The 25353-nt window shown below is 64.1% G+C and carries 22 protein-coding genes and 2 pseudogenes; 12 read left to right on the top strand and 12 right to left on the bottom strand.

The features are described 5' to 3' along the window. From ACE3T8_RS10965 to ACE3T8_RS10955, 3 genes and pseudogenes are all read left to right on the top strand, one after another. Positions 1-446, top strand: a pseudogene (locus ACE3T8_RS10965) (methylmalonyl-CoA mutase); the annotation flags it as partial. Positions 447-571: 125 nt separating this feature from the next. Next, positions 572-1696, top strand: coding sequence for a hypothetical protein (locus ACE3T8_RS10960; protein ID WP_374609232.1), 1125 nt, complete (start codon positions 572-574; stop codon positions 1694-1696). Between the two features lie 6 nt (positions 1697-1702). Then, on the top strand, positions 1703-2749 hold the full coding sequence (locus ACE3T8_RS10955; protein ID WP_374609231.1) for a hypothetical protein: 1047 nt from the start codon (positions 1703-1705) through the stop codon (positions 2747-2749). Positions 2750-3059: 310 nt separating this feature from the next. Here ACE3T8_RS10955 and ACE3T8_RS10950 read toward each other — a convergent pair whose 3' ends face one another. From ACE3T8_RS10950 to ACE3T8_RS10940, 3 genes and pseudogenes are all read right to left on the bottom strand, one after another. Continuing rightward, the gene (locus ACE3T8_RS10950) at positions 3060-3230 is read right to left on the bottom strand and encodes a hypothetical protein (RefSeq protein ID WP_374609234.1); all 171 of its coding nucleotides are present in this window, start codon (positions 3228-3230) and stop codon (positions 3060-3062) included. Positions 3231-3258: 28 nt separating this feature from the next. After that, a pseudogene (locus ACE3T8_RS10945) lies at positions 3259-3447 on the bottom strand (IS256 family transposase); the annotation flags it as partial. 143 nt (positions 3448-3590) lie between these two features. After that, positions 3591-3818 carry a diguanylate cyclase gene (locus tag ACE3T8_RS10940; RefSeq protein WP_374609230.1) on the bottom strand — a complete coding sequence of 76 codons (228 nt, stop codon included), beginning with the start codon at positions 3816-3818 and terminating at the stop codon, positions 3591-3593. A gap of 364 nt (positions 3819-4182) precedes the next feature. Here ACE3T8_RS10940 and ACE3T8_RS10935 point away from each other — a divergent pair, with 364 nt between their 5' ends. After that, entirely contained in the window at positions 4183-4308 is a 126-nt protein-coding gene (locus ACE3T8_RS10935; protein WP_374609229.1) for a hypothetical protein, read from the top strand. A 24-nt stretch (positions 4309-4332) separates the two neighbouring features. Here ACE3T8_RS10935 and ACE3T8_RS10930 read toward each other — a convergent pair whose 3' ends face one another. Continuing rightward, positions 4333-4539 (bottom strand): hypothetical protein, encoded by a 207-nt coding sequence (locus ACE3T8_RS10930; protein WP_374609227.1) that lies wholly within the window; start codon positions 4537-4539, stop codon positions 4333-4335. Positions 4540-4827: 288 nt separating this feature from the next. Here ACE3T8_RS10930 and ACE3T8_RS10925 point away from each other — a divergent pair, with 288 nt between their 5' ends. The 3 genes from ACE3T8_RS10925 to ACE3T8_RS10915 all read left to right on the top strand — a co-directional run bounded on the left by ACE3T8_RS10925 (position 4828) and on the right by ACE3T8_RS10915 (position 6570). Beyond that, positions 4828-5016, top strand: a complete 189-nt coding sequence (locus ACE3T8_RS10925) for a hypothetical protein (RefSeq protein ID WP_374609233.1) — start codon at positions 4828-4830, stop codon at positions 5014-5016. A 233-nt stretch (positions 5017-5249) separates the two neighbouring features. Further along, positions 5250-5729: a DUF4124 domain-containing protein gene (locus ACE3T8_RS10920; RefSeq protein ID WP_374609225.1), complete on the top strand. Its 480-nt coding sequence runs from the start codon at positions 5250-5252 to the stop codon at positions 5727-5729. A gap of 163 nt (positions 5730-5892) precedes the next feature. Beyond that, a complete protein-coding gene (locus ACE3T8_RS10915) occupies positions 5893-6570 on the top strand; it encodes a hypothetical protein (protein WP_374609224.1) in 678 nt (225 codons plus the stop codon). A gap of 674 nt (positions 6571-7244) precedes the next feature. On the opposite strand, the gene ACE3T8_RS10910 is transcribed toward ACE3T8_RS10915, so the two are convergent. After that, positions 7245-10109: a diguanylate cyclase gene (locus ACE3T8_RS10910; RefSeq protein WP_374609223.1), complete on the bottom strand. Its 2865-nt coding sequence runs from the start codon at positions 10107-10109 to the stop codon at positions 7245-7247. Positions 10110-10388: 279 nt separating this feature from the next. On the opposite strand from ACE3T8_RS10910, the gene ACE3T8_RS10905 reads away from it, so the two are divergent. After that, positions 10389-11087 carry a transposase gene (locus ACE3T8_RS10905; protein ID WP_374609222.1) on the top strand — a complete coding sequence of 233 codons (699 nt, stop codon included), beginning with the start codon at positions 10389-10391 and terminating at the stop codon, positions 11085-11087. Positions 11088-11101: 14 nt separating this feature from the next. On the opposite strand, the gene ACE3T8_RS10900 is transcribed toward ACE3T8_RS10905, so the two are convergent. After that, positions 11102-12283, bottom strand: coding sequence for a VWA domain-containing protein (locus tag ACE3T8_RS10900; RefSeq protein WP_374609221.1), 1182 nt, complete (start codon positions 12281-12283; stop codon positions 11102-11104). 447 nt (positions 12284-12730) lie between these two features. Between ACE3T8_RS10900 and ACE3T8_RS10895 the strand changes: the two genes are divergently transcribed. Next, a complete protein-coding gene (locus tag ACE3T8_RS10895; protein WP_374609220.1) occupies positions 12731-12913 on the top strand; it encodes a DUF2892 domain-containing protein in 183 nt (60 codons plus the stop codon). Here ACE3T8_RS10895 and ACE3T8_RS10890 read toward each other — a convergent pair. The 3 genes from ACE3T8_RS10890 to ACE3T8_RS10880 all read right to left on the bottom strand — a co-directional run bounded on the left by ACE3T8_RS10890 (position 12894) and on the right by ACE3T8_RS10880 (position 16891). Next, positions 12894-13619, bottom strand: coding sequence for a transposase (locus tag ACE3T8_RS10890; RefSeq protein WP_374609219.1), 726 nt, complete (start codon positions 13617-13619; stop codon positions 12894-12896). The genes ACE3T8_RS10895 and ACE3T8_RS10890 overlap by 20 nt on opposite strands. Before the next feature lie 103 nt (positions 13620-13722). Continuing rightward, entirely contained in the window at positions 13723-15603 is a 1881-nt protein-coding gene (locus ACE3T8_RS10885) for a putative bifunctional diguanylate cyclase/phosphodiesterase (protein ID WP_374609217.1), read from the bottom strand. Between the two features lie 169 nt (positions 15604-15772). Further along, positions 15773-16891, bottom strand: coding sequence for a GGDEF domain-containing protein (locus tag ACE3T8_RS10880; RefSeq protein WP_374609216.1), 1119 nt, complete (start codon positions 16889-16891; stop codon positions 15773-15775). Between the two features lie 163 nt (positions 16892-17054). On the opposite strand from ACE3T8_RS10880, the gene ACE3T8_RS10875 reads away from it, so the two are divergent. After that, positions 17055-18767, top strand: a complete 1713-nt coding sequence (locus ACE3T8_RS10875; protein ID WP_374609215.1) for a response regulator — start codon at positions 17055-17057, stop codon at positions 18765-18767. A 57-nt stretch (positions 18768-18824) separates the two neighbouring features. On the opposite strand, the gene ACE3T8_RS10870 is transcribed toward ACE3T8_RS10875, so the two are convergent. After that, the gene (locus ACE3T8_RS10870; RefSeq protein ID WP_374609214.1) at positions 18825-20912 is read right to left on the bottom strand and encodes a molybdopterin-dependent oxidoreductase; all 2088 of its coding nucleotides are present in this window, start codon (positions 20910-20912) and stop codon (positions 18825-18827) included. A gap of 230 nt (positions 20913-21142) precedes the next feature. Between ACE3T8_RS10870 and ACE3T8_RS10865 the strand changes: the two genes are divergently transcribed. Further along, positions 21143-22096 (top strand): DUF5694 domain-containing protein, encoded by a 954-nt coding sequence (locus tag ACE3T8_RS10865; RefSeq protein ID WP_374609213.1) that lies wholly within the window; start codon positions 21143-21145, stop codon positions 22094-22096. Between the two features lie 62 nt (positions 22097-22158). Here ACE3T8_RS10865 and ACE3T8_RS10860 read toward each other — a convergent pair whose 3' ends face one another. Then, the gene (locus ACE3T8_RS10860) at positions 22159-22866 is read right to left on the bottom strand and encodes a peptidoglycan-binding protein (protein ID WP_374609212.1); all 708 of its coding nucleotides are present in this window, start codon (positions 22864-22866) and stop codon (positions 22159-22161) included. A 78-nt stretch (positions 22867-22944) separates the two neighbouring features. Beyond that, a complete protein-coding gene (locus tag ACE3T8_RS10855) occupies positions 22945-24396 on the bottom strand; it encodes a serine hydrolase (RefSeq protein ID WP_374609211.1) in 1452 nt (483 codons plus the stop codon). 133 nt (positions 24397-24529) lie between these two features. Between ACE3T8_RS10855 and ACE3T8_RS10850 the strand changes: the two genes are divergently transcribed. Continuing rightward, complete coding sequence (locus ACE3T8_RS10850; RefSeq protein WP_374609210.1) at positions 24530-25345, top strand: alpha/beta hydrolase; 816 nt, start codon at positions 24530-24532, stop codon at positions 25343-25345. The last annotated feature ends 8 nt before the right edge of the window (positions 25346-25353 follow it).

Below are 25353 nucleotides of genomic sequence, written 5' to 3'. Positions count from 1 at the left end.
GCGCGATGGACACCATGTACCAGCGCGGCAAGATCCAGGAAGAGTCGCTGTACTACGAGCACAAGAAGCACGACGGCAGCCTGCCGCTGGTGGGCGTCAACACCTTCCTGCCGAAGGAGCACGCCGGCGAAATCGCGACCGAGATCGAGCTGATCCGCTCGACCGAAGAAGAGAAGGGGCAGCAGATCGCCAACGTGGCGAACTGGCAGAAGGCGCGGAATTCGCTGGCGCCGTCAGGCGAGACGGAGCATTCGCATATGGCGGATGCCGACGAGGTGGTCGAGGTCGAGGCCCATGATGGTCACGGGCTGGGGTATCTGCAGCAGACGGCGCGGGATCGCAGGAATGTGTTTGCGGCGTTGATGGAGGCGGTGAAGACGCATAGCCTCGGGCAGATCAGTCATGCGCTTTATGATGTGGGTGGGGAGTACAGGCGGAATATGTAAAGAAGGGCCCGCGATTGCGGGCCTTTCAATTTTTGAATACGACCCGTCGGAGCTTGTAATTTGTTCCGGCTCTGACATACAAAACCGAGTGCTATCAATAGCCATCTAATGGTCTGGAAGGTCCCATGTTCGAAATCCTATCAATTGACACTGACCATCGCCTGCAGGCCCATTGCGCCCTGGTGAAGACTGACTATCGCTGGTTCATGCAGGCATCGAGTGGGGCAGAAGAGAATCTCAAAATTCAGCGAAAGATAATTAGCGGAACAAAGCCCTATGCAACGCTTCGCGCTGATCTGAAAAGGGGGTGCTTGCTGCCCCCGCTGGTGCTCGCTGTAAAAGGTGTTCAAGCTCCTCATGACAATGTCGAGCGCCAAGCGCTCAGTAATCATCTGGCGATAGTCGCACCAGCCGATGTTTACATCATCGATGGGCTTCAGCGGACCAACGCAATTCGACAGTCTGCGTCAGAGCTCGTAGGGGACGAGTTGGAAGAGTTTCTAGATCGAACCATGCGAGTTGAGATATGGCTCGACATCTCATTTGGTGCTCTTGCTTACAGAATGCTTCTGCTGAATGCGGGTCAACGACCGATGTCGATCAAACATCAGGTCGAGATCTTGAGCATGAAGCTGCAAGAAGATCTATCGACGGTTCCAGACATTGACATATTTACTTCGATTTCCGGTCGTCGTCGGACGCAGTCAGGACAGTTCCAACTGGCGAAGCTGTCGCAAGCCTTTCAAGCCTGGTTGCAGGGGCAGCCCAACGTCGATTTAAAGAACACTGTAATGGAGCAGCTGCTTGCCGAGAATGCGATAGATGTTCTCGGTGCCGATGCGGGTCGCGCAGATGGTGCAGCGCTCGGCAGCGGTGGGTTTAAGGGGTTGGTTGAGTGGATCGTTGCGATGGATCATCGAATGAGCGACGAGAATCGCGATTTCCTTTCCAACGATACAGTCCTGCTTGGGCTGGCAGCAGCCGTTGGTGCAGCTGAGAGGAATGAGTCCATTCGTCCTCGAATGGAGAGATGCTTGAGCGCTCTTAAGGAAGTGGCTATGCGCGAAGGAAGTGATTTGGCTCTAGCTGTCAACGACTATGATTCGTTGCGATCTGGCATTGATTCAAGTAAGCGCAACGTTGGCGAGGCAACAAGGGATCTCGTGTTCTATGCGTTCCAAGAGCATTTCCTCTCGGACGGTTTGAAGCAGATGTCGGAATGTTGGCGATTCGCAGCGGGCAGGGGATGAGAAGGTATGCCCATCGATTTGCCCGAATGGATATCGCGTGAGCTAGGCATTGAGCCGAGTTACGAGGATGTTGCATCGTTTCGCGCTCGCCTCGAGTTAATTGAGGGAAATTTGTTAGGGCTTTTCAGCGTTGATGATTTTGTGTCTGTTATCGAGAAAGAGCCTGCTCCTGCGGTAGAGCTTGTTCCTATCGTTCGGGCGAAGCCATGGCGCTTTGCAGAGGTTGTGATTGGTGGTAATCCAATTTGTGAGGTGGCCGAAGTGGGTGCTTCGCTTGATGGAAGCGCGCCATCGCGAACATTGCAGCTAGTTCTATGCGCTTGGTTCAGCGACGAATCGCTAGATCCGCGGCTTCTTGGCCCTAATCACGAGAACATGCTCCTGATTGGTTGGAAGAACGTCACGCAGAAAATTCCAGTCTCACTCGTGGTTGGCTTGGTTGGCATTGAGGTGCCTAATCCGTTGAGTGAGCCTGACTTGACGTTATTGGCTGCGTCATCAGTCGCGGTATCTCCTCAGTCATGGATTGCGCGCGAACAAGGAGTCTACGGAGAGTTGCTGCAAGGCGTTATTCGCAATCGAGCACCAGCGCTTCGTTACCTTTATTTGTATCGACTTTTCGAAAGGGCTTATTTGATTGATGCTCTCGACAAGCTGCAGAAAGATTTCTTTGGCGATCCAAAGGCGGCCATCAAGCGTGCTGAGAATGTCGTCTCGAATGAGAAAAGCTCTTTTCTAGCGTTGATCGAGGGCACGGCTACACAGGCGCACTTCGAACAGATCGACAAGTTGTTTCTTGATAACGACACAACGCTTTCGAATAGATTCATGCTTGCCGTGAAGCAAGGCGCGACTGATGACAACGATCTCGGGCAGAAGGAAGCATGGAAGCGGGGGTGCGTTTTGGCCTACAAGGTTCGCTGCTCAATTGTGCATTCTGGGAAATCGGCCCCGATTTTCGAGAGTTTCCCTGATGCAAGTGCTGCGTGCGTTGAATTGAACAAGGTATTGCTGCCCGCTGCGATGTCTTTCCTTGAGTTGACTGGCGCCTAGTTGCGACATAAAGGAGCCAAAAAGGGGGGCAGAAAGGGGTGGCCGATTCAGCAAAAAGGGTGGCGGATTCAACTACGAAGCGCAACGCTTGAGTGATGCATTAAACACTTCCCTTGGCGTTCTGAAGCCTAATACTTTTCGGGGCCTATCATTTAAACGGTCTTCAACCGCTTGAATCTCGAAAACAGGGGTAGAAAACAGGGGTCAGAGTCGACTTTTTCAGAGGTCAGGCAGGTTGAGGTTGGCCGGCTTTGAAAGTCGACTCTAAAAAAAGGGAGCAACAAAAGGGGACGGAGGGAATTAAGCGCGCTTAATTCCCTCCGTCCCCTTTTGAGAGAGCAGGGCGGCCGCGCGGCTTGAGGTCTACCGAGCGATTCAAGGTCTTTTCCAGCATCGTCTGAAAGCGAGGATTGCCCAGCGCCTTCTCCTGCGCAATGTGCGCGCGGATTCGGGTCAGTTCTTCGTCGTCGGTTCCTGACATGAGCCAAGCGCGATAGGCATGGGCGCGTGCCGTCGGGGCTCGCCAGATGGACACCCGGCTCGGCGCCCAACGCGCGTTCGATGACGGCTTTCTTCAGCTCCTGGAATACGGCCTCGACGCCAGCGGCGTCCATCGGGCCGGGGATCAACTTCTCAAGCAGGTCCTGGGGCAGGATCGCTTCCGGCGCAGCCGCCGGCGGGGTCTTGTTGCGAGGCATGGGGGCTCCTGACTCTCCTCATCGTAGGCCCCTCACACGAAAATCCTGACACCCTCCTGATCTCGCTTTACGATGACGGTGATCTCGATATTCATCCGGATTTCCAGCGCGTCTTCAGGTGGACGGATTTTCAGAAGTCCCGATCAGGGGAGGTTACCCGGGGCCGCCACTTCGATCCGGTCGCGGCCATGGCGCTTGGCCAGGTACATGGCTCGATCGGCGCTGGCGACCAGATCCGACAGACGGCCTGCGTGGCCGGGGAGCTGGGTGGCAACGCCGATGCTCACGGTCACGTGGGCGCTCAGCGCGCCGGGGACATGCGGGTATTCCAGTGCGCGGACGCGCTCGCGCAAGCGTTGCGCCAGCGCCATCGCTTGCGCGCTGAAAACAGGGGTCAGAGTCGACTTTCTCAGGGCTCACCAAGATCGAGTCGGGGTTGCGCTGAGGGAGGGCTGGGCGCCATCGTGGTCTTCTTCGGTCGCCCGATTTTCTGCGGCCCCACGATTCGGCCCAATTGCGCTTCAATGGCCTGCCGGAAGCGGTCGCCTCCGTATGCAAAAAAGGTGTCAGGGACATTTTCTGATGGTGTATCGCGGGGTGCGCTGATTGGCTGATGCCTCTTGTGTCGCGAGGCTACTGGAATGGCCCGGAAAAAAGGTGTCAGGGACAATTTCTGAGTCGGGGTCGCGGGTTGTCCTGATCGCCTGACATCCGGCGGACATGGAGGCTATGACCATGGCCCGCCTTCCTCGCCCCGATCTCGCCGGCATCCCCCAGCACATCGTGCAGCGGGGCAACAACCGACTTCCCTGTTTCCTCGATGACGAGGATCGCCAGCGCTACCTGCAACTCCTGCTGTAAAAACAGGGGTCAGAGTCGACTTTTTCAGAGGTCAGGCAGGTTGAGGTTGGCCGGCTTTAAAAGTCGACTCTGACCCCTGTTTTCCTTCCTTGGCCGCCCGATCTTTTGCGGGCCAACGATGCGGCCGAGCTGCGCTTCGATCGCCTGCCGGAAGCGATCCGAGCCGTAGGCATGCTGCCGGCTCAGGTGCAGGCGGATCGCCTCGAGGTCCTCCGGATTGACGGTGTCCATTAAAAAAGGTGTCAGGGACAATTTCTGACGTCTCGCGGATTCAATTTTTACGGTACATGGGGCCAGTAAACTGGCAGAAGTCCCCGAACAACCGAAGTAGTGACGAAAACGGTGGCGGGTCACTTAACCCGACTCCGGCAGCGTTGCAAACGATTTGCGCGGATGCTCTCGGTGAGGTTCACGCCGCAGGTTAGGAAATGTACCTGACCCCATTTCACCGCCAACGTTGCCAACTGGCAGCGGGCGCGCAATGCGCTGGCGCCGTCAGGCGAGACCTCGCATTCGCACATGGCGGATGCGGACGAGGTTGTCGAGATCGAGGCCCATGATGGTCACGGGCTGGGGTATCTGCAGCAGACGGCGCAGGATCGCAGGAATGTGTTCGCGGCGTTGATGGAGGCGGTTAAGACGCATAGCCTCGGGCAGATCAGCCATGCGTTGTACGATGTGGGTGGGGAGTATCGGCGGAATATGTGATCACGAAGATCCTGGGTGGTTACAGCCGAATTTCGACTTACCCGACCGCCGGTCTGCGCTCGGTCCGGGGGAATGCGAGGTTGCACCCCGGTCAGAAGGCAGTCGGGTACATTCCTTGCTGATTTCCCGGCCCTTCCCGTAGTAGGCTCCAAACGGTAGCGCGGATGCTCCGCCCTACTGCGCCCTACCCGGCGCCATCAAACGCAACATCTCAACGTCAGCAGGGATAGCCAGTGATTTTTTCGCGCGTAGCCATGGTGCTCTGTGTCGTTATCGCAAGCCCGGTGGTGCATGCCCAGGTCTACCGGTGCACCGTCAAGGGTGTGACGTCCTATCAACAGCAGCCTTGTGCATCCGGGGCCGGCGGGGGTCTATCCGTGCCGGCAGGTAAGAACGACGGCATCGTTGGTTGCTACGTGGATGGTTCGAACAACCGCGTGCGGGTATCCGGGTCATGGGACGCCTTTACAGTGGATGTGACCATCGATCGCGCCGGGCGATCGTTCAGCATGCCGATGCGGCGCGTTAAGAGGTCCGAGTGGCCGGCCGAATGGCGGGGTGAGGATATTCGATGGTATCTGGCCGCCGACCCCAAGCAATACACGTCCGAATTCTTCAGTGTTGGCGATAGAAGAACCGGGGAGCCGAATTACGCGTTGACGATTCCCTTGGGCTGGGGCGGTTTGGAGCTGAAGAAAGTACCTTGCCGCTGAGGTCTGAACCGTACGAACAGTAGCGTTCCCGACTCGACACGGCGGCGGTCACTCGAGTGGCGATTTTCCAATCTTGCATCCGGTCACGCGAGTGGCGCACGATCCGCTCGTGAGGTCGACGTCTGTTCCGGCATTAACCACTACCCACTAAGGATCATCATCGATGGGCTTCATGAATCGAACTTTCTATCTAAGCCTTCTCGCGTGCCTCGCTTGCGGGTGTGGCAAAAGTGTTGAGGACAAGGAAGCCGAGTTTTCGGGCTACCGAGACGCAGCTGAGATGAAGAGCGATTCGGCGCAACGAATCGAAAATCGAACCGACTTTTCGACCCATCCACTGACAACTCTGGAAGGGCGGCAGTTTTTTTCGGATTTCGCAAGCAAGATGGACAGGCGTTTCGCGTTCAGGAAGGACGGCCGGCTAACGACTCTCGCGGTGATCGCACGAGATTTGAAGAACTACGAGGGGGAGTCATTTCCCATGCTCTACGTTGCGGGCACGACGCATTACCCTGGCGGAGAACCTTCCGACTTCGCCTGGATTTACGACGTGTACGGAGCGTCGCACAACCTCGTGCATACGGCGTTGGGTGATTTCTATCTGGAAAAGTGCGGGCCGTCGGCGGGTAACGAGGATGTGCTCAGAACCTCTGACGTGTGCTTGAAGATAAGGCCCAACGCGGCGGAGTTCAGCACGAGGCGCGCCGTGAATATCTACTCGCAACTTTCCTACTGGCAGGCTGATCCATTTACTCCCGCTGATCGGAGCGCCATTGAATCCCACATCGCATTGTTCGAGCCGTCCTACGCCGGTAATAATGGCGAGCTGGAACGCAGGTAGTCGTCCTTATGGGGAGTGACGGCGCGTGGATCACCGCTGTGGCGGACGTAAAAAAAGGTTCATCACGGAAGTCCGGGGAGCGCCCACAAAAAAAGGAACGGCGGATTCGGGTGAAGATGTTTGTGCGACCAAACGTCTAAACCGAAGCGGAAAAAAGGTGTCAGGGACAATTTCTGAGTCGGGGTCGCGGGTTGCCCTGATCGCCTGACACCCGGCGGACGGGGAGGCTATGGCCATGGCCCGCTGGGCCAAAAAGGGGTCAGAGAACATTTCCGTTTGAAACGCGCCGCTACTTGAGGCTGCGTTTGGGAAATGTTCTCTGACCCTTTTTGGCATATGGCGGATGCCGATGAGGTGGTCGAGGTCGAGTCGCATGATGGTCACGGGCTCGTGTATCTGCAGCAGACGGCGCGGGATCGCAGGAATGTGTTTGCGGCGTTGATGGAGGCGGTTAAGACGCATAGCCTCGGGCAGATCTCGCATGCGTTGTACGATGTGGGTGGGGAGTATCGGCGGAATATGTAGCTTCAGTGTTTCAACTGGTTCGGCATCTACTCAGATTGAGGAAGCGTCCAGGAAAGTTGCTACCGATCGTTACTCGATGTCGGTTGGCGAGTTGATCTCGCTTTACGAGGACGGTGATCTCGATATTCGTCCGGATTTCCAGCGCTTCCTCAGGTGGACGGATTTTCAGAAGTCGCGATCAGGGGGAGGTTACGCGGGGCCGCCACTTCGATCCGGTCGCGGCCATGGCGCTTGGCCAGGTACATGGCTCGATCGGCGCTGGCGACCAGATCCGACAGACGGCCTGCTTGGCCGGGGAGCTGGGTGGCAACGCCGATGCTCACGGTCACGTGGGTGCTCAGCGCGCCGGGGACATGCGGGTATTCCAGTGCGCGGACGCGCTCGCGCAAGCGTTGCGCCAGCGCCATCGCTTGCGCGCCGTCGCCGCCGGGCATCAGCACCGCGAACTCCTCGCCGCCGTAGCGGGCCAGGGCATACGTCGCGGGCACCGCCTGCTGCATCGCCGTGGCCACCGCACGCAGGCATTCATCGCCCGCGATGTGGCCCAGGTGATCGTTGAAGCGCTTGAACTCATCCACGTCGATCATCAGCAGCGAGACGGGTTGCGGCGCCTGGTTACGTTGCAGGGCGGTCTCGGCCAGCAGATCGTCGAACTGCCTGCGGTTGGCCACACCGGTCAGGCTGTCCCGCCGTGCTTGGTCGCTGAGCAGTTGGTTGTCGCGCGCCAGCTGGTCGGCCCGCTCGCGCATCGGGCGCGCCTCGCGCTCGGCGCGTCTGCGCAGGTACCAGCCGATACCCCGATGGCCCACCCATGTCGCCGCCAATGCCGCCACCGCGAGGGCCAGCCACACCAGCGGCCGCTGATGCCAGGGCAGGGGATGCACGAGGTCCAGCACCGCCATCTGGTCAGACCAGGGGCCGCCGCCTACGCGCGACGCGATCTGCAGTTGCGCATTGCCCCATGGAATGACGGGGTAGTACAGCGAGCGCTGGGTGCCGATCTCGGTCCACGCGCTGTCCCCCGTCCAGCGGAACCGGAAGCGGGTCTTGTCTGGCGTGGTCAGGCTCGGCACCGAGTAATGGACTTCCAGGTTGCGCGCTGCGGGCTGCAGGCGCAGGCCGCTGGCGAAGGCCACCGGCTGGCCCGCCACTCTGACCCTTTCGATCACCGGCGCGGTGGCGACGGGGGCATCCGTGATGGCCAGGTCGGGGTCGAGCGTCGCGAAGCCGGACACCAGCGGGAACCATAGGCGACCCTTGGCATCGAGATGGCAGGCTGACTGCGAACCGCCATTGGTCTCGACCGGAACCAGCCCGTCCTCGGCCGTGAATCCGACGCTCATCAAGGAGCTGTCGCGCCCCGCACGGGCGCGTGCCTCGCGCGTGACCATACTGATGCCGCGATTGCCGCTGAGCCAGAGTCGGCCTGCCCGGTCCTCGAGGATGCAGGACGCGACGTTATCGAACAGGCCGTTCGATTCGTCGTAGGTCGTCAGCCGCCCGTCGCGCACCACATTCACGCCGCCGCCGTACGTGCCGATCCACAGGCTGCCGTCCGCATCTTCAAAGAGCGTGCGCGCGAACCGGCTTGACAGTCCCTGGTCCACGCCCCAGCGCTCGCGCACCATGCCATCGACCAGACGCACCACGCCCTGGTCGCCCGCGAACCAGTGCCCTCCGCTGCGCGCTTTCGCGATCCAGTGCACGCGCATGCCATGCAGCGCGGGTTCCTCGCGCTGGGCGATCACGTGGCGATGCGGGTCCAGGCGCACGCGCACGGTCTGCGTCCCCACCGCAACCCAGAGTGTGGATGCGTCGATCGGGAAGATGCTGCGCACGATCGCGTTGCCCGGCCAGCTGGCCACTCGCTCCACGTTCCCGTGCGGACTGCCGACGACGCCAAGCTGACCGTCGGAGGTACCGATGTACAGCGCGCCGTCGCTGGCGCGGTGGAACGACCAGGGGCAACTGCCCCTGAGGGCGCCCAGGGTCGGCCAGGCATTCACCGAGCCGTCTGCATCGACATGCCGCAGGCCATCGCAGTTCAGCCCCAGCCAGAGGCCGCCCTGGCCATCGCCGGCGATGGGAAGGCCCGGCAGGTCGAAGCGCCCTTGGCGGTCGTTGAGCAGCGCGATCCGAGCGCGGCGGATACGGAACAGGCCGCGCCCGTTGCTGCCCAGCCAGAGGTTGTCGTCGCGGTCCACCCACGCGCTTTGCACCGAGCCGAAGTTCCCGGGCGAACGCATGGCGGGATCGGACTCCGCGACCATCGCGCCTCGTCCATGGCGCCGCGTGTGGGCGACGTTGTCGCTCAGCCACAGGCGGCCAGCGGCATCGCCAACGGCCATGGAGATGCCAGGCAACGGCTGCCCGGTATCGAACACGTGCCAGCCATCGGCATGCAGGCGGTACAGGTTGTCGGCCAGTCCCAGCACCAGCGTGTCGTCGATGACGCTCAGGAAGGTTGGCCGCGACCACGCGTGGATGGTGGGGCGCGCGACGCGCGTCAGGGCATCACCGTCAACCCGCCAGAGACCGTCGGGGCCGGCGACAAATGCCGTGCCGCGGTGCGTCGCCGCGAGATCGAGTGCGCGCTCCGGACCAATCCGCCGAACGCGCAGGTCGGCGATGTCGATCGCGAACAGGCCGACACTTGTGGCCGCGAGCACCTGCGTGCCCGCACGCAGCAGGCGTCCCACCCGGCACCGCTGCTCGCACACGGGCAGGCGCATGAAGCGATCGCCCTCGAGCACGTTGAGGCCCGCGTCTTCCGTGCCGATCCAGAGCCTCCGGCGTGGATCCTCCAGCAGGCTCAGGATCCGGTCGCTCGACGGGCCCTGCTTCGCCAGGCTGCGGAAAACCGTGAAACGCGAGCCGTCGAAGCGGGTCAGGCCGCCGTAGGTGCCCAGCCAGAGATAGCCGTCCTGCCGTTGCAGGATGGCATTGACGCTGGCCTGCGGCAGGCCGTCTGCGCTGCCGTAGTGGCGGATGATGTCGTCGTAGTGCGCCGCCACTCGCACATCGGCCGGCCTAGTCGCTCGACCTTCGGCTGCCGATGCATGCAGGCCCAGCCCAAACGCGAATGCGACCAGCAGGCCAGGCCACCGTGGGCGGCGAACGCGTCGGGGTGGCAAAGGGCTCATCAAGATCGCGTGCCGACGACGAAGGTGCCCCAGTTGAGCAAATCCGCTGCAGTGGCGCAAACAGGGGAGGTAAAGCCGCAGACATTTTCTGATGGTGGGCCGCGGGATACGCTGATGGCCTGACGCCTAGGGTGTTGCGAGGCTGCGTGCATGGCACGCCTTCCTCGCCCTGATCTCGCCGGCATTCCCCAGCACGTGGTGCAGCGGGGCAACAACCGGTTGCCCTGTTTCCTGGATGACGAAGATCGCCAGCGCTATCTGCAATGCCTGCTGCAGGCGCTCGCCCGTTTCGATTGCCGGCTGCATGGCTACGTGCTGATGGACAACCACGTGCATCTGCTGGTGACGCCGGCCGAGGCGGGTGGCGTGTCCCGGCTGATGCACACCTTCTCGCGCAATTACGCGGGCCTGTTCAATCGACGGCATGGGCGCACGGGCACGCTGTGGGAAGGGCGCTACAAGGCGTGCCTGGTCGATTCGGACGGCTATTTCCTTGCTTGCAGCCGGTATATCGAACTCAATCCCGTGCGGGCATGGATCGCCGCCGAGCCCGCGGAGTACGCGTGGTCGAGTTACCGGGCGAACGCGGGTGGGGAGTTCGATCCGTTGGTGAGCCCGCATGCGTGTTACCTCGCGCTGGGGCCCGATAGGCGCGCGCGGGAGGCTGCATATCGGCAGCTGTTCGATCAGGCCTTGCCCGCCTCGTTGGTGATGGAGATCCGCCAGTACCTGCAACAGCAGAAGGCACTGGGCTCTGATCGGTTCCGAGCGTGGGTGGAATCGCGCACCGGGCGCTTCGCGACGGCGCGCCCACCCGGACGGCCGCCACGACGCTCGAATTGTCCCTGACACCATTTCCGCTTTCAGGGCTTGCCCACCACACGGATTGGGCGGGTCGCGATGGTTTCGCGATCGCGGAACACGTAGCGCAGCTCGTAGTTGCCGGGCTGATCCGGCATGGTCAGCTCCACTTGCCTGGAGTCGCTGCCGAGGTAGGTGTAGGTGATGTAGCTGTCGCTGCCCTGTTCGGCGATCTGGATGTTGTCGAGCGACGCATTCGGTCCAGTCCATTGGATGACAACGGCGCTGCCGGCCTGGGCAACGTCAGGTGCCTTGAGCGCGGCCTGCGCCTGCGACGCCTGGATCGGGCGCGTGGCGATGACGGTCTGGTCCTGATGGCGGTACTGCAGAATGTAGGCACCGGGCTCGCCGGGCATGGTCAGCGTCAGCGGGTTACCGTCCTTGACGTAGACGTAGTCATGGGTGGTGGGCTTGCCGTCCACCTGCTCGACGATGGCGACCGTATCCAGCTTTCCGGCGGGGCCGGTCCACTTGATCGCGACCTGCGAGCCCATCGGTGCGCTGGCAGGTGCGCTGAGGGTGGCGGCGGGCTTGGCGGGCGCTGGTTCGCTCACTGCCTGGCGCAGGGCTGCCGACAGGCCGGCACCATCCGAAGCTTGCAGGTAGCGACCGCCGGTATTCGTGGCCAGGCAGGCGACCTTCGCGCCTTCGTCCTTGGTCAACCCGAAGCCGATGACGTGGGCCGTGAAGTTCACCCCGCTTTTCTCGAGTTCGTTGGCCATCGCGCAGGGATCGAGGTTGCAGGTTTCCAGCCCGTCGGTGACCAGCACCACGGTGGCGGCCTGCTCGGTGTGGCGCAGGGCCTGGGCCGCCTGGCGCACCGCTTCGGAGAGCGGAGTCATGCCCAGGAAGCGCATGTCGTTGACCGCGTTAAGCACCTTGCCGGACGTGCCGGGGGCTGGCGGCACGATCAGTTCGATATCCTTGCAGTCGCCCTTGCGGCGGTGGCCGTAGGCGATCAGGCCCAGGGTCTGGTTCGCCGGCAGCTTGCCCACCACGTCGGCGACGGTTTCGCGCGCGATCTCCAGCTTCGGTCGTCCATCGATCTGGCCCCACATCGACCCTGAGCCATCCATCACGATGATCGTGCGCGGCTGCTGCGGATCGCTGGCACTCACCGAGGCCGTGGCCAGCAGCAGGGCGCTGGCGAGCAGCGTGGGGCGGATCCGTGACGGCATGGGCATGGGAGGCATTCCTGTGAGCGAGGGGTGGTCGGCTCACTTACGCAGCTGCGGGAGCGATCCGGACAAAAGGGGACGGAGGGAATTAAGTGCGCTTAATTCCCTCCGTCCCCTTTTGACAGAGCGGGGCGGCCTCGGGGTTTGAGGTCGACTTGGCGGTTGAGAAAAAGCAAACAGGTGTCAGGGACATTTTCTGATGATGGGCCGCGGGGTGCGCTGATGGCCTGGCGGCTCTGCCAAAAACGGTGGCAGGTACATTTTTCCGAAGCCTTGGGCCGCCGAGAAAACAGCGGTCAGGTACATTTTCCGCTGCTTCGCGAAGAACGATTGAGTGGCGACTTCTGGTAGTCCCTGATCATTCGGCTCCGTTCCTGGCCAAGGATTGATCCTGGTCAATACGCGCGTGGTTGCCGGCTGAGACAGTGCAGCTTCCCGAGGCAGGAGGCAGTCATGAAGGCGAATGTGGGCGGTTTCGACAAATGGATCCGGATCGTGGCTGGCCTGGCGTTGATTGCGTGGGCCCTGACCGGAGGGCCGGTCTGGGCGTGGATCGGGGTGGTGCCGCTGGCCACCGGGTTGTTCAATTTCTGCCCGCTGTACCGGCTCATTGGCTTCAATACCTGTCCACGTTGAGCAGGGAGCGGATCAGGTAGTTTTTTCCGCGGCTGTCTTCGGCCGTCCCCGCGGCCGGATGAGGACGTCGCGATTGGCGAGTGCCTGGACCTGCAGCCGGAAGCGTTCGCTGCCCCAGGTCTTCTGTTGGTTGGTCGCCAGGCGCAATGCGTCCGTGTCGTGGTCGGATAATCCAGTGTCGAAAAGCTTTCCGTAAGCCTCCTGCCGTTGCGTCGCGGTGGCGCCCAGCGCGAGATAGGCGGGATGCGGATGGATCCTGGATGCCGCAGGCGTTGTGGCCATGGCTTGACCAGCGGTAGTCGAAAGCGGTCGAGGTCATGCCAGCGCGCACCGGATTGAGCTCGATGTAGCGATAGCAGGCCAGGGCGTAGCGCTCGCTGTCCACCAGCGCCGACTTGAACCGTCCCTCCCACAAAGTGCCCGTGCGTCGATAGCGGGCGTTGAAGCAGCCCACGTAGCGTCGCCCGATGGCTTGCATCATTCGGGACGAGGCCCCCGGAACCTGTGGCGTGACCAGCAGGTGCACGTGGTTGGTCATCAGCACGTAGGCGTGCAGGGTGCAGTCGTGCTTGAGGGCTGCCTCACCCAGTTCCTGCCGGTAATGCAGGTAGTCGGCGTCATCGGCAAAGCAGGCGTGTCGATCGTTGCCACGCTGGACGATGTGCTGGGCGATGCCGGGCAGGTCGATGCGGGGAATGCGAGCCATGCGCTCGACTCGAGGTGCGGTGCGACCACCTTCGCGAATCAGTCCCGCACAGGCAGCCAGCCTTGGCCGCAGCCTTCGGTCAGAAATGTACCTGACCCCATTTCTACAGCAGCGCGCAGAGACTCGCCTGGTCCATGGCTTTGGCGAACAGCCAACCCTGCATCCGCCGCACCCCGATGGCCTGCAGGGCCAGTTGCTGGTCGGCGCGCTCCACGCCTTCCGCCACCACCTCCAGATCCAGTGATTCCGCGAGGCCGAACACCGCTTTGACGATGGCGATGTCGGCCGTGGTGCCGGGCAGGCCGTCGACGAAGCTGCGATCGATCTTGATCACGTCGACCGGCAGGCGCTTGAGGTAGACCAGCGAGCCGTAGCCGGTACCGAAATCATCCAGCGCCACCTGCACGCCGAATGCCTTCAGTCGCTGCAGCACCCCGAGCGCGTGGTCGAGGTTGCGCATCAGGGTGGTCTCGGTGATCTCCAGGCAGAGTCGTTCCGGCGCCAGGCCGGATGCCGCGAGCGCATCGCCCACGTCCGCGGCCAGCGTGGCATCCTCGAACTGGCGCGCCGAGAGATTGACCCGTACCGTCGGCGCGACCTGGTTCGGCGCGCTTGCCCATTGCGCGGCATCGGCGCAGGCGCGATGCAGGATCCAGCGCCCCAGCGACAGGATCTGGCCGGAGGATTCGAGCACTTCGATGAACTCCGCGGCGGCCAGCAGGCGCCCGTCTTGCCGCCAGCGCAGCAGGGCTTCCGCGGCGACCCAGGTCTGAGTCGTGGCGTCGTATTCCGGCTGGTAGTGCAACTCGAATTCGCCATTGGCCGGCGCGTCGCGCAATGCGCGCTCCAGGCGCAGGCGCTTGAGCAGCGCATCGTGGTGCTCGAGGTCGAACACCTGGTAACCGAACTTGTCGTGTTCGCGCGCCCGGTCCGCCGCGGACTCTGCCTGCCGCATCAGCAGGCGTGCGCCGCGCTCGGCGGACTCGCCTGCGTAGGCGATGCCGACGCTGGCGCCCGGCAGCAGATCCTTGAGTTCCCATTGCAAGCCACGGACCGCGGCAATGCAGCGTTCGGCCAGCCGCACGGCGTTTCGTTGCGCCGTACTGCCCTCCAGCACGAAGGCGAAGCCGTCGGCGCGCACGCGCGCCAGGTGCGCCTGGTTGCTGCCGAGCTGGCGCAAGCGCAGGGCCACCTGGCCCATCACGTCGTCCGCCGTCGGCGCATCCTCCGGCAAGGCCACGCCGCCCGACGCATCGATGCGTACGTGCACGACGGCCAGCACGTCGCCGGGCGCACGTGGTGCTGCCAGGCGCTGGCGAAGCAGCTCCACCAGGTAGTCGCGGTTGGGCAGGCCGGTGGTGGCGTCGTGCAGCAGCAAGTGCTGCACTTCCTTTTCCGCCCGACGCCGGCGCACGATCTCGAACGCCATCGCCACGAAATCGCCCATGCTGCCGGCGAAGGTGATCTCGTCGTGCGACCACTGGCGGGGACCGCGCGTGCATTCGTGGCAGATGACGCCAAGCAACTCGCCTTCCACGCGGACCGGCGCGTCGAGCAAGGCCTGGATGCGGTGGCGTTCCAGGTAGCGTCGCAATTCGCTGAGCGAACTCGCCGTGCTCGGATGCAGGCGGACATCGGCGGCATCGAGGGCGCGGACGTCCTCGAACCCGCTCACATAGTCGTCGCCTTCGAGGGACAGCGATTCCAGCGTGTCGTCGCCGGCATGCGCATGCTCGCGCGCGGGAAAATCATGGAGGCAGCGCAGGCGCTGGGCGTCGCGGTCGTACTGCCAGACATTGACGCGGTCGACGCGCAGCGCGTCGGCCGCGCGTTCGCAGATCAAGGCCAGAGCGCTGTCGAAGCTGCAGTCGGGATGCCAGACGGCGCGGGTGAGCGCCACCAGCGCCCGGGTGAAGCGCTGGCCGTCCGACGGCGTCACCACGAGGCCCGGCGTGGCCACGCTTGTCACATGGGGGGTAGGCATCGGCACGGTCCGGTGCTCGGGATGAGCGGCCAGACTACCAGCAGACAACCGCGGGCATGGACAAAAGGCGACCAAAAACAGGGGCAGGGTCCACTTGTTTCCGGTGTCCTGGCGGGCTGGGCGGTCCGGGTTCCGATCCGGCATCCCGTACCCGCGTTTCCGTCGTGCCTCAGTCGTGCACGGCGCCGCGTCGATCGATGGCCTGGTCCACGGGTGGGTCGAACTGATTGGCCATCATGACCCGGTTGCGGCCGCCGTTCTTGGCCCGGTACAGCGCGGCATCGGCACGGGTGAGCCAGAATGCGCCGCGCTCGCCGGGCTCCAGGGTGGCGGCCCCGATCGACACCGACACCGGCTGGCCATCCGGCCGCCGCAGGGTCTGGAAAATCGTCTCGCGCAAACCCTCCAGCGCGTGCTGGGCACCATGCGCACCGGTGTCCGGCACCAGCAGGATGAACTCCTCGCCACCGAAGCGGTAGAGCCGGTCCTGCTCGCGCTGGTGGATGCGCAAGGTGCGCACCATCTCGACCAGCAACTCGTCGCCGACCTCGTGGCCGAAGGTGTCGTTGACCGACTTGAAGTGATCCAGGTCGATGATCGCCAGGGTGCACGGGGACCGGCTCAGCTGGTGGGTCTGCAACGTCGTGGCCAGGTCGATGTCGAACGCGCGCCGGTTCATCGCCTGGGTCAGCGGGTCATGGATCGCCATGTGTTCCAGCGCCTGGCGCTGGCGGGTCGATTGCAGCGAGAAAATGAAGGCGCACAAGGAGACCAGCACGCCGCTGCTGAGGAACACCACCCGCTCGACATGGTTGGCGAACACTTCGGGATGCCTGCCGAGGATGGCGAGCACGGTCACGTTGGCGATCATCGCCATGCGTCGGCTGGTCATCAGGAAATTGGTGGTCAGCACCGCGTAGGACCACAGCAGGCCGTGGCGCGCGAACAGCAGGGACACCACCAGGCAGCTGCCCGTGGTCACGATCGCCATCAGGAGCCCGGCGCGCGCGGCCTGTCCGGGCCGCCAGGCGACGAACCCGACCGCGGACACCGCGATCACGATCAGCGCATCGATGATCCCCACGCCGACCTGGCCCTGCGCGAAGCGATAGATCGAGAACGGCAGCACGATCAGTGCGATCAGCGCGGCGAAGAAACTGATCAGGCCGAGTTGCGGGTCTTCGGTCGCGCGATTGATGGCGCCACGCCAGCCCCCCAGGGGCGCGTCCCCACGCGCGCGCTGCCCGCTACCCTGCGGGAATGACCGCTGCGGCGAGGACCCGTTCATCGCCTCCAAGCATAAACCTTGACCGGCGGGAATGCGGGATCGGCGCCGGCACCCGCATCGGCTGCATGGGGACCATCCTCCTTGCCGTGTCTTCATGCCTTCACGAACGGATGGCTGACGCTGCTGCGTCAGGTGCAGCGGCACCGCATGTTCCGGGAATCCGATGGGACCGCTCGACTTCATCAATTCCGGTGGCGAGATGGGCGCGATGATTCGCGCCCACGACTGGGCGTCGTCGCCTGTCGGGCCGCCCGAGCAGTGGCCGCAGGCCCTGAAGACCGCGCTGCGCATGGCGCTCACCACCCGCCACCCGATCTTCATTTTCTGGGGTCCCGAACACATCTGCTTCTACAACGACGGCTATCGGCCGTCGCTGGGTCCGGAAAAGCATCCCGCCTTGCTGGGCGCCCGCGGCAGCGAATTGTTCAGCGAACTCTGGGGCATCATCGGCCCGCAAATCGACATGGTGATGCGTGGCGAGGGCGCCACCTGGCACGAGAACCACCTGGTCCCGAGCTATCGCCATGGCGTGCTCGACGAGGTCTATTGGACCTACAGCTACGGCCCGATCGACGACGCGTCCGCGCAGGGCGGCGTGTTGGTGGTCTGCACCGAGACGACCCAGCAGATCAGGGTCGCGAACGCACTCCGCGAGAGCGAGCGTGCTCTGAAAGAACTCAACGACGAGTTGGAGCAGCGGGTGTCGATGGAGGTTGCCGAACGCCTGCGCGAGCAGGCGCGCCTCGCGGAAGCGCAGGAAGCATTGCGGCAGTCGCAGAAGATCGAAACCCTTGGCCAACTGACGGGGGGCGTGGCGCACGACTTCAACAACCTGTTGACCCCGGTCATGGGCGCGCTGGATTTCGCGCGGCTGGAACTGCAGGGCAACGACGTGGCGCAGGAAGTGATCGCGGTGGGCCTGCAGGCTGCCGAGCGTGCCCGTACGCTGGTGCAGCGCCTGCTGGCATTCGGCCGACGCCAGCACCTGCAGCCGCAGGACATCGATGCGGACAGCCTGATGGATTCGGCGGTCGAACTGGCCCAGCGCTCACTGCGTCCCGGCATTCGCCTGGTGCTGGACATGCCCGAAGGGTTGCCGGCGGTCCATGCCGACCCGGATCAGGTGGTTCTGGCGGTGTTGAACCTGGTGGTGAATGCCCGCGATGCCATCGAAGGCGTGGGCAACATCACCTTGCGCGTGCGCGAAGACAACGATCCTGACGAGCCGGGCCTGCGACCGGGACGCTACCTGCGCATCGATGTCTGCGATGACGGCTGCGGCATGGACGAGGCCGTGGTCGCGCGGGCGGCGGAACCGTTTTTCACCACCAAGCCGACCGGACAGGGCACCGGGCTTGGCCTGGCCTCGGTGCAAGGGCTGGCAGTGCAATCGGGTGGGGGCTTCAAGCTTGCGAGCACGCTGGGCGAAGGCAGCACCGTGAGCCTGTGGGTGCCGGTCTCGGCCACGCCAGACCTTGAGCGCCAACAGCATGAAGCGGAGCGCACCAGGCCGTTGGCGGCGAAGCGCCAGTGCATCCTGCTGGTGGATGACGACGAGCTGGTACGCGCAAGCGGCACCTCCAGCCTGCGCCGCGCCGGATATGACGTCGTGCAGGCGGCGGATGGTGAAGAAGCGCTTGCACTGCTGGTCGCGGCTGGTCCCTTTGACCTGATGGTGACCGATTACGCGATGCCGGGGCTCAGTGGGCAGGATCTCATCGACGCGGTGAGACGGCGCAAGCCACGGATGCCGATCCTGATGGTGACAGGCTACGCGGACAACGGACGGGAATCGGCGGATGTGCCGCGCCTGCAGAAGCCGTTCCTCCCGGCGGAACTCGTGGATCGCGTGCAGGCGTTGATCGCCGAGGCGTGATCCGCAGGCCGGGCTCCGGGTTCATCGATCCCGAATCGACGCCAGGCCTGGCCACGCTCAAGGCAACGCCTGCACCTCGATCGGGAGTGCATTGAGCGCGGCATTGCCGCAGCCCCCTTCGACAGCAAGCGGATCGGTCAGGTCGTTGTAGCTTTCCCCCGCGAGTGTCGATGCACGCGTGAGCCGGATGCCGTCGCGTCCGTGGCCGAAGCCGTGCGGCAGGCAGGCCACGCCGGGCATGAGGCCCGCATCGCCGATCACTTCCGTGCGGATCTCGCCGGTGCGCGAACGCACTGCGACGCGGCCGCCGTCCTGCAGGCTGCGTGCAGCCATGTCGTCGGGGTGCATCAGCAACTGGTGGCGCGGCTTGCCCTTGGCCAGGCGCGGCGCGTTGTGCATCCATGAATTGTTGCTGCGCACCTCGCGGCGGCCGATCAGGCGCAGGCCCGGATTTGCCACGTCGCTGCGCTCGCGTGCGGCAAAGCGCTCGAGTTCGGCCAGCAACGCAGGTGGCGCGCATTCGATGCAGCCGCTCGCGGTCTGCAGGCGCGCGAGCAGTGAAGGCCGCAACGGGCCGAGATCCAGCCCATGCGGCGCGGCATCGAGCGCGGCCAGGTCCAGACCGCTGTCGCCGCGCGCCAGGCCCCTTGCGATCATGTCGCGCGGCGGTGGCAAGGGCTGCCACGGCTTGCCGGCGCTGGCCGCGTAGGCGGCGCCCAGGCCGTTGACGATTTCCCAGTCGGCGCGTTCGTCCTCGCGGCGCGGATGCAAGGCGCGATTGAGCCGCGCCACCCGGCGCACGGCAAAGGCATTGAAGATCGAGTCGTAATGGTCCTGGGTCAGTGGCGACGCCGGCGGCAGGATCAGGTTCGCATGGCGCGTGGTCTCGTTGACGTAGATGTCGATTGCGACCATGAAGTCCAGGCCCTGCAACGCGCGATCCACGGCGCGTCCGTCCGGTGTCGACAACACCGGATTGCCCGCGCAGGTGAGCAGGGCGCGGATCTGCCCATCGCCGGGCGTGGCGATCTCCTCGGCCATGCAGGCCACCGGCAACTCGCCCGCGAATTCGGATAGACCGCGCACTCGGCTGCGCCAGCGTCCCTGCGTGCCGGGATTTGTGCCGGGCCCGGTGATCGAGATCGCCGGTTCGTTTGGCAGCGCGCCGCCGACGCGGTCAAGGTTGCCGCTCACCAGGTTGACCAGTTGCAGCAGGACCTGGCACAGCGTGCCCCAGGGCTGCACCGACACGCCCATGCGGCCGTAGGCGACGGCACGCGGGGCCGCGAGGAATTCGCTGGCGATCTGGGTGACGACTTCGATCGAGATGCCGGTCTCGGCCCCCAGCGATGAGGTGTCGATGGCGTTGATCGCGGCGAGTGCGGTGTCGAGTCCCGCCAGGCGTCCTGCGTAGGCGTCCACGCGCGGCGGGCCGATCCGCTGCATCGCCTGCAGCAAGGCCAGCAGGAACAAGGCATCGCCACCCGGACGGATCGGGAGGTGCTGGCTGGCGACGGCCGCTGTCTCGGTGCGACGCGGATCGACCACGACCAGTTTGCCGCGCGCGGTCAGCGCCTTGAGCCGCCGCGGGATTCCGGGCGCGGTCATCAGGCTGCCGTTCGACGCCATCGGGTTGGCGCCGAGCATCAGGAAATAGTCGGTGTGGTCGATGTCGGCGATCGGCAGCAGGAACTGGTGGCCGTACATCTGCGCGCAGGCGAACTGGTGCGGCCACTGGTCCACCGACGACGCGCTGAAGATGTTCGGCGTGCGCAGCAGTTTCAACAGCGACGGCAGGTAGGCGATATGCCCGAAGTGGTGGACATTGGGATTGCCCAGGTAGGCCGCCACCGATGCGGGGCCATGCGCCTGCTGGATCGCGGCGAGCCTTGCGCCCGCCAGTGCGAACGCCTCGTCCCAAGCGATCGCGCGCCACGTCGAACCCTCGCGCAGCATCGGCACGTGCAGACGGTCAGGGTCGGCTTCCAGGTCGAGGATCGCATTGCCCTTCGGGCAGATATGTCCCTGGCTGAAAGGGTCGGCGGCATCGCCGCGGATTGCGACCAGTGCGCCGTCGTCGAATTGCAGTTCCAGCCCGCAGATCGCCTCGCACAGGTCGCACGCGCGATGGGCAGTGGTGCGCATGTGAGGCTCCAGTGTCGGATGGGCGAAGGGCGATCCTAATGCAGCGGTGCCTTGTGCGTGACGGAGGGGCGGTGTCGAGGGGCAAGTGCTGGCGGTGGCGCTGGTGCGGAGATCGATCGGACAGGAAATGCATGGCGACTGCATCAACCTGCCGCTTAGGCTGCTGCGTCGTGGTCGTGCGCCCACGGGCGCGACCGATGACGCATCCCGGCACCCCTATCGAGACGTGCATGCACCTGCGCCCCACGATTGTCCTGCTGCTGGCGCTGTGCGCCTCGATGCCGCTGCGCGCGCAGGACGCATCGCGTGCGGAACAGGCGGCCCTGCTGGCCAGCGCGGCGATCCCCCGCCATGAAACCCTCCGGCATGCCCTGGATGGACTGCCGGTGCCCGACCGTGAAGACCGCACCGAGATCATGATTCTCGGCGCGTTCCACTTCAGCCACGCCGACAACGTGAGCGATGTCAAAGGCGAGGACCACCTGGACATCGAAAGCGAAGCGAGGCAGGCAGAGCTCCGCGTCGTCATCGACAGACTCAAGCGCTTCAAGCCCACGCGGATCGCGGTGGAAATGATGGTGGCGGACCAGGCGCGACAGGACGCGCTGTTCAAGGCATACGCCGCTGGCACGTGGGCGCTGGGACGCAACGAGACCTACCAGCTCGGATTCAGGCTGGCGCGGGAACTCGGCATCGACGGGGTGAGCTGCGTGGATACGCGGCCGCCGCAGATCGAAGTGGACGGCACGATGCAGGACTGGGAAGCGTATGCCCGGGATCGGGGTGAACTTGCGAGATGGCAGGCCTACAACGAGCCGAACCGACAGGCCAATGCCTATATCGATGCCTTGAAGAGCCGCATGACGTTGGGGGAGTACCTCCGCTTCATCAACGATGGCAGGACCAAGCGCCGGTTCAAGCAGTTCTTCGTGACGGGTCTGGTCGATGTCGGCGTGGGAGATACGTACCTGGGTGCGGACCTGACCGGGTACGGGTACCGACGCAACACCCGGATCTTTTCCAACATCAAGAGCCTGGCCGCGGACAAGGACGGCCGGATCCCGGTGATCTATGGCGCCAGCCACGCGTGGGTGCTGGAGGAACTCTTCGATGCCTCCCCCGAGTTCCGGGTGATCGATGTCGACACCGTGCTCGGGGACGAAGGTGCCGCGGTGGCGAACTAGCGGGGCCTGCGCGCCGGCGGGTTGCCTGCCTGTCCCCGAGATCGGCGCGCGCGTCTTCGACCTCAGTTCGGCCGGTGCATGTGGCAGATGTAGTACTGCGCGAACTTCGCGAACGAGAGGGTGCGCTTGTCCTGGCCTTGGCCGACGGGCATCGGATCCCAGAAGGTGACGCTGGTCCCGCCCGATGTCATCCAGAAGTCGGTGCGGATCCGGTGCAGGACCATCCAGTGCGTGTTGTTGCCGGGCACCTTGCCGGCGTAGTCGTCGTTCACGTTCACCATGAAGCGCTTGTATTGCAACAGCGTGGCGGCCAGGTTGCCCGCGCTCATGTTGACCTTCTTGTAGACCAGTCCGTGCTCGGTGGCGAAGGTCGTCAGGTTGCCGGCGGCATTGTTGAGTCCGCCGTTGTCGTACTGCGCGGTGCCCAGCGGAACGCTCGACATCGGCACCCGCAAGATCGTCGCAGCGGCCGCGCGCCAGCAATCCCGTTTGGTGGGCTGGAAGGTCTCGCTCGCCTCATGCCGGAAGTTGAAGTCCCAGTCCTCGCCCAGGATCGCCCGCCAGGTGTTGGGCCCGCATACGCCGTCCGAGACCAGGCCGTTGTTGAGTTGCCAGATCTTGACGGCATCGGCGCACACGGTGTCGTACTTCGGGGAACCGGGCGGATCGAAGTTGGGATCGACCTTGGGGAATTCTTCCAGGAATTTCTTGACCGCATCCTTGTCGTTGCCGGCGTTGTTGGCCTTCAGGACCTGGTAGTCGAATGGCATGGGAGTTCCCGCGAGTTGAGCATCCGATCGTCGGATGAACGCGCAACGATGCGGGCTGAGGACAGTGTCCTGCGGTCCTCACGGCTGCCTGGCGCGGATCAGCTTGTCCAGCGACTGCCGCACGTCCTCGTCGGCCGGATCCAGCCGCAACGACGCTTCGTAGCTCTCCTTCGCCTCGGCGATCCTGCCCAGCAGTTCCTGCGCATTGCCCTTGCGCCACCAGGCGGCCGCGCGCGAGGGCCGGGCATCGGCGCCGGCGAGCTCGATGTAGCGGGTGAGGGCGGTCACGGCCTGTTCGAGATCGACCTTGCCGCCGATGCGGAGTTTCGCGCCCGCGTAGAGCGAGGGCAGGTGCGGCTGCTCGGCGCTGGCGAGTCGATCCAGGATGGCCAGCGCGGCAGGCGCATGTCCCTGTTCGAGGAACTGCTCTGCGCGCGCATGGTCGGCATCGACGCGGGTCGGCAGCGCGTAAGGCAGGCCGAACAGCGCCTGTTCGACGGCATCGGCGAGCGGTGTCGCGCCCATGTCGTAGTTGGATAGCACGATCACGGTGAGGCCATCGTCCGGGTAGCGGCGGAATTCGGCATTGATGCCAGGTGCACCGCCGCCGTGGCCGACCGCGAGGTGCCCATCGACGCGCTTGGTGAACCAGCCGCTGGCGTAGAACGGCGCAGGACCGACCGGGGTGAACATGCGCTGCCGACTCTCGGCGACAAGCAGTGTATTGCCGTCGAGTGCCTGGTCGAAGCGCAGCAGGTCGGTCGCGGTCGCGTGCAGGCCGCCATCGGCCGACGCCGGCATGATCTCGCGTACGTTGGCGCGATAGCCGCGGTCCGGCGTCATCGTGTAGCCGATGGCGCGATTCGCCAGCACATCGTGCTCCTGTGCGAGCTGGCTGTCGGTCATGCCCGCAGGCTGGAAGATGCGCTGTTGCAGGTAGTCCGGGTAAGCCAGTCCGCTGGTCTTTTCGATGATCGCGCCCAGCAGCACCATGCCCGAGTTTGAATAGCCGAAGCGCTCGACGGGCGGGAACTGCGGCTTCTGCGCGTAGATCAGCGGCAGGATGCTGGCGATCGTGTCGATGCCCGGCATCGTTCGCTTGTAGTCGTCGTGCTCCATGTAGTCGCCCAGGCCGGACGAGTGGTTGAGCAGTTGCTGGATCGTGATCGCGTCCTTTTCCGGGAACGGGAACGCAGGCAGGTGCATGGCCAGGGTGTCGTCCAGTCGCAGCTTGCCGGCCTCCACCAACTGCATGATCGCCACCGCCGTGAAGGTCTTGCCGATCGAACCGATGTTGTGGCGCGTGTCCAGCCGGTTCGGAACGCGGTGGTCCTTGTTGGCGTCGCCATGCGCACCGGCGTACACGACCGTGCCGTGGTCGGCGACGATCACCGTGCCGGAGAACATGTCCAACTCGGCATGGCGTTCGACCAAGGCCTGGATCTCCCGCGCCGGCACGATGCGATCGGCGGGATGCGCGAAGACCGGGAGTACCAGCAGTGCGGCGGTTGCAAAGACGAGCAGTTTCATGGGGCCTCGATGCGTGATGGGGTCGTGCCGGCAGGAGATACGGCACCGGTTGCGGTCGTTGCACGAGGTGCCGACGCGAGGGACGAATGGCCCGAAGGCGAGGACGGGGAACATTCCGACTACACTGCACCCCATGCCTGTCTGCCGACACCTGGTCGCATTGCTCCTGCTGTCCTGCCTGCCCGCCGCCCGGGCCGCGCAGCCCGCGCCCGAAGCGCCACCTGCGCACCAGTCGATCACCCTCGACTCGGCGGTGATGCATGAGCGGCGCCGCATCAACCTCTACCTGCCGCCGGAACGGGCGGCGGATCGCCGCTACCCGGTGATCTACATGCCGGATGGCGGACTGGCCGAGGACTTCCCGCATGTCGCCGACACCATCGACCTGGCGATCCGCGAAGGGCGCATGGCACCGGTGATCCTGGTCGGCATCGAGAACACCCAGCGGCGTCGCGACATGACCGGGCCGACCACGGTGAAATCGGATCGCAAGATCGCGCCGGTGGTCGGCGGCTCCGCTGCATTCCGCAGCTTCATCGCCAGCGAGCTGGTGCCGTGGGTCGAGGCCAATCTGCCGGCCAGCGATCGACGCGGCATCATCGGCGAATCCGCGGCAGGGCTGTTCATCGTCGAAACGTTCTTCGCGATGCCGGGCCTGTTCGAGACCAGCATCGCGCTGGATCCCAGCCTGTGGTGGAACGCCGGCAAGCTTGCGAAGGATGCAGCGCCCTGGCTGGCGGCGCATCCGGCGCTGCGTGGGCGCCTGTACGTGGCATGGGCCGAGCCCGAGACCATCGGCCCGAATGTGCGCGTGCTCGAAGACGCATTGACCAAGGCCGCGCCGGTCGGCTTGCAATGGCAGGTCGTGGCGCGCCCCGACCTCGACCACGGCAGCATCTATCGCGCCGTGGCACCCGTGGTATTGCCGGCGATGTTTCCGCCGGAGTGAAGTTCCGG

Origin of the sequence: Thermomonas sp. (assembly GCF_041919455.1) — a bacterium.
Taxonomy (GTDB): domain Bacteria; phylum Pseudomonadota; class Gammaproteobacteria; order Xanthomonadales; family Xanthomonadaceae; genus Thermomonas.
The sequence above is the reverse complement of the archived record's forward strand: the minus strand, read 5'-3'. Positions and strand labels throughout refer to the sequence as shown.

Excerpts from the sequence above, each read along its gene's own strand:
- ACE3T8_RS10960 (WP_374609232.1), top strand. The coding sequence starts at position 572 with ATGTTCGAAATCCTATCAATTGACACTGACCATCGCCTGCAGGCCCAT.
- ACE3T8_RS10955 (WP_374609231.1), top strand. The coding sequence starts at position 1,703 with ATGCCCATCGATTTGCCCGAATGGATATCGCGTGAGCTAGGCATTGAG.
- ACE3T8_RS10950 (WP_374609234.1), bottom strand. The coding sequence starts at position 3,230 with ATGTCAGGAACCGACGACGAAGAACTGACCCGAATCCGCGCGCACATT.
- ACE3T8_RS10940 (WP_374609230.1), bottom strand. The coding sequence starts at position 3,818 with ATGGCGCTGGCGCAACGCTTGCGCGAGCGCGTCCGCGCACTGGAATAC.
- ACE3T8_RS10935 (WP_374609229.1), top strand. The coding sequence starts at position 4,183 with ATGGCCCGCCTTCCTCGCCCCGATCTCGCCGGCATCCCCCAGCACATC.
- ACE3T8_RS10930 (WP_374609227.1), bottom strand. The coding sequence starts at position 4,539 with ATGGACACCGTCAATCCGGAGGACCTCGAGGCGATCCGCCTGCACCTG.
- ACE3T8_RS10925 (WP_374609233.1), top strand. The coding sequence starts at position 4,828 with ATGGCGGATGCGGACGAGGTTGTCGAGATCGAGGCCCATGATGGTCAC.
- ACE3T8_RS10915 (WP_374609224.1), top strand. The coding sequence starts at position 5,893 with ATGGGCTTCATGAATCGAACTTTCTATCTAAGCCTTCTCGCGTGCCTC.
- ACE3T8_RS10905 (WP_374609222.1), top strand. The coding sequence starts at position 10,389 with ATGGCACGCCTTCCTCGCCCTGATCTCGCCGGCATTCCCCAGCACGTG.
- ACE3T8_RS10900 (WP_374609221.1), bottom strand. The coding sequence starts at position 12,283 with ATGCCCATGCCGTCACGGATCCGCCCCACGCTGCTCGCCAGCGCCCTG.
- ACE3T8_RS10895 (WP_374609220.1), top strand. The coding sequence starts at position 12,731 with ATGAAGGCGAATGTGGGCGGTTTCGACAAATGGATCCGGATCGTGGCT.
- ACE3T8_RS10890 (WP_374609219.1), bottom strand. The coding sequence starts at position 13,619 with ATGGCTCGCATTCCCCGCATCGACCTGCCCGGCATCGCCCAGCACATC.
- ACE3T8_RS10885 (WP_374609217.1), bottom strand. The coding sequence starts at position 15,603 with ATGCCTACCCCCCATGTGACAAGCGTGGCCACGCCGGGCCTCGTGGTG.
- ACE3T8_RS10880 (WP_374609216.1), bottom strand. The coding sequence starts at position 16,891 with ATGAACGGGTCCTCGCCGCAGCGGTCATTCCCGCAGGGTAGCGGGCAG.
- ACE3T8_RS10875 (WP_374609215.1), top strand. The coding sequence starts at position 17,055 with ATGGGACCGCTCGACTTCATCAATTCCGGTGGCGAGATGGGCGCGATG.
- ACE3T8_RS10870 (WP_374609214.1), bottom strand. The coding sequence starts at position 20,912 with ATGCGCACCACTGCCCATCGCGCGTGCGACCTGTGCGAGGCGATCTGC.
- ACE3T8_RS10865 (WP_374609213.1), top strand. The coding sequence starts at position 21,143 with ATGCACCTGCGCCCCACGATTGTCCTGCTGCTGGCGCTGTGCGCCTCG.
- ACE3T8_RS10860 (WP_374609212.1), bottom strand. The coding sequence starts at position 22,866 with ATGCCATTCGACTACCAGGTCCTGAAGGCCAACAACGCCGGCAACGAC.
- ACE3T8_RS10855 (WP_374609211.1), bottom strand. The coding sequence starts at position 24,396 with ATGAAACTGCTCGTCTTTGCAACCGCCGCACTGCTGGTACTCCCGGTC.
- ACE3T8_RS10850 (WP_374609210.1), top strand. The coding sequence starts at position 24,530 with ATGCCTGTCTGCCGACACCTGGTCGCATTGCTCCTGCTGTCCTGCCTG.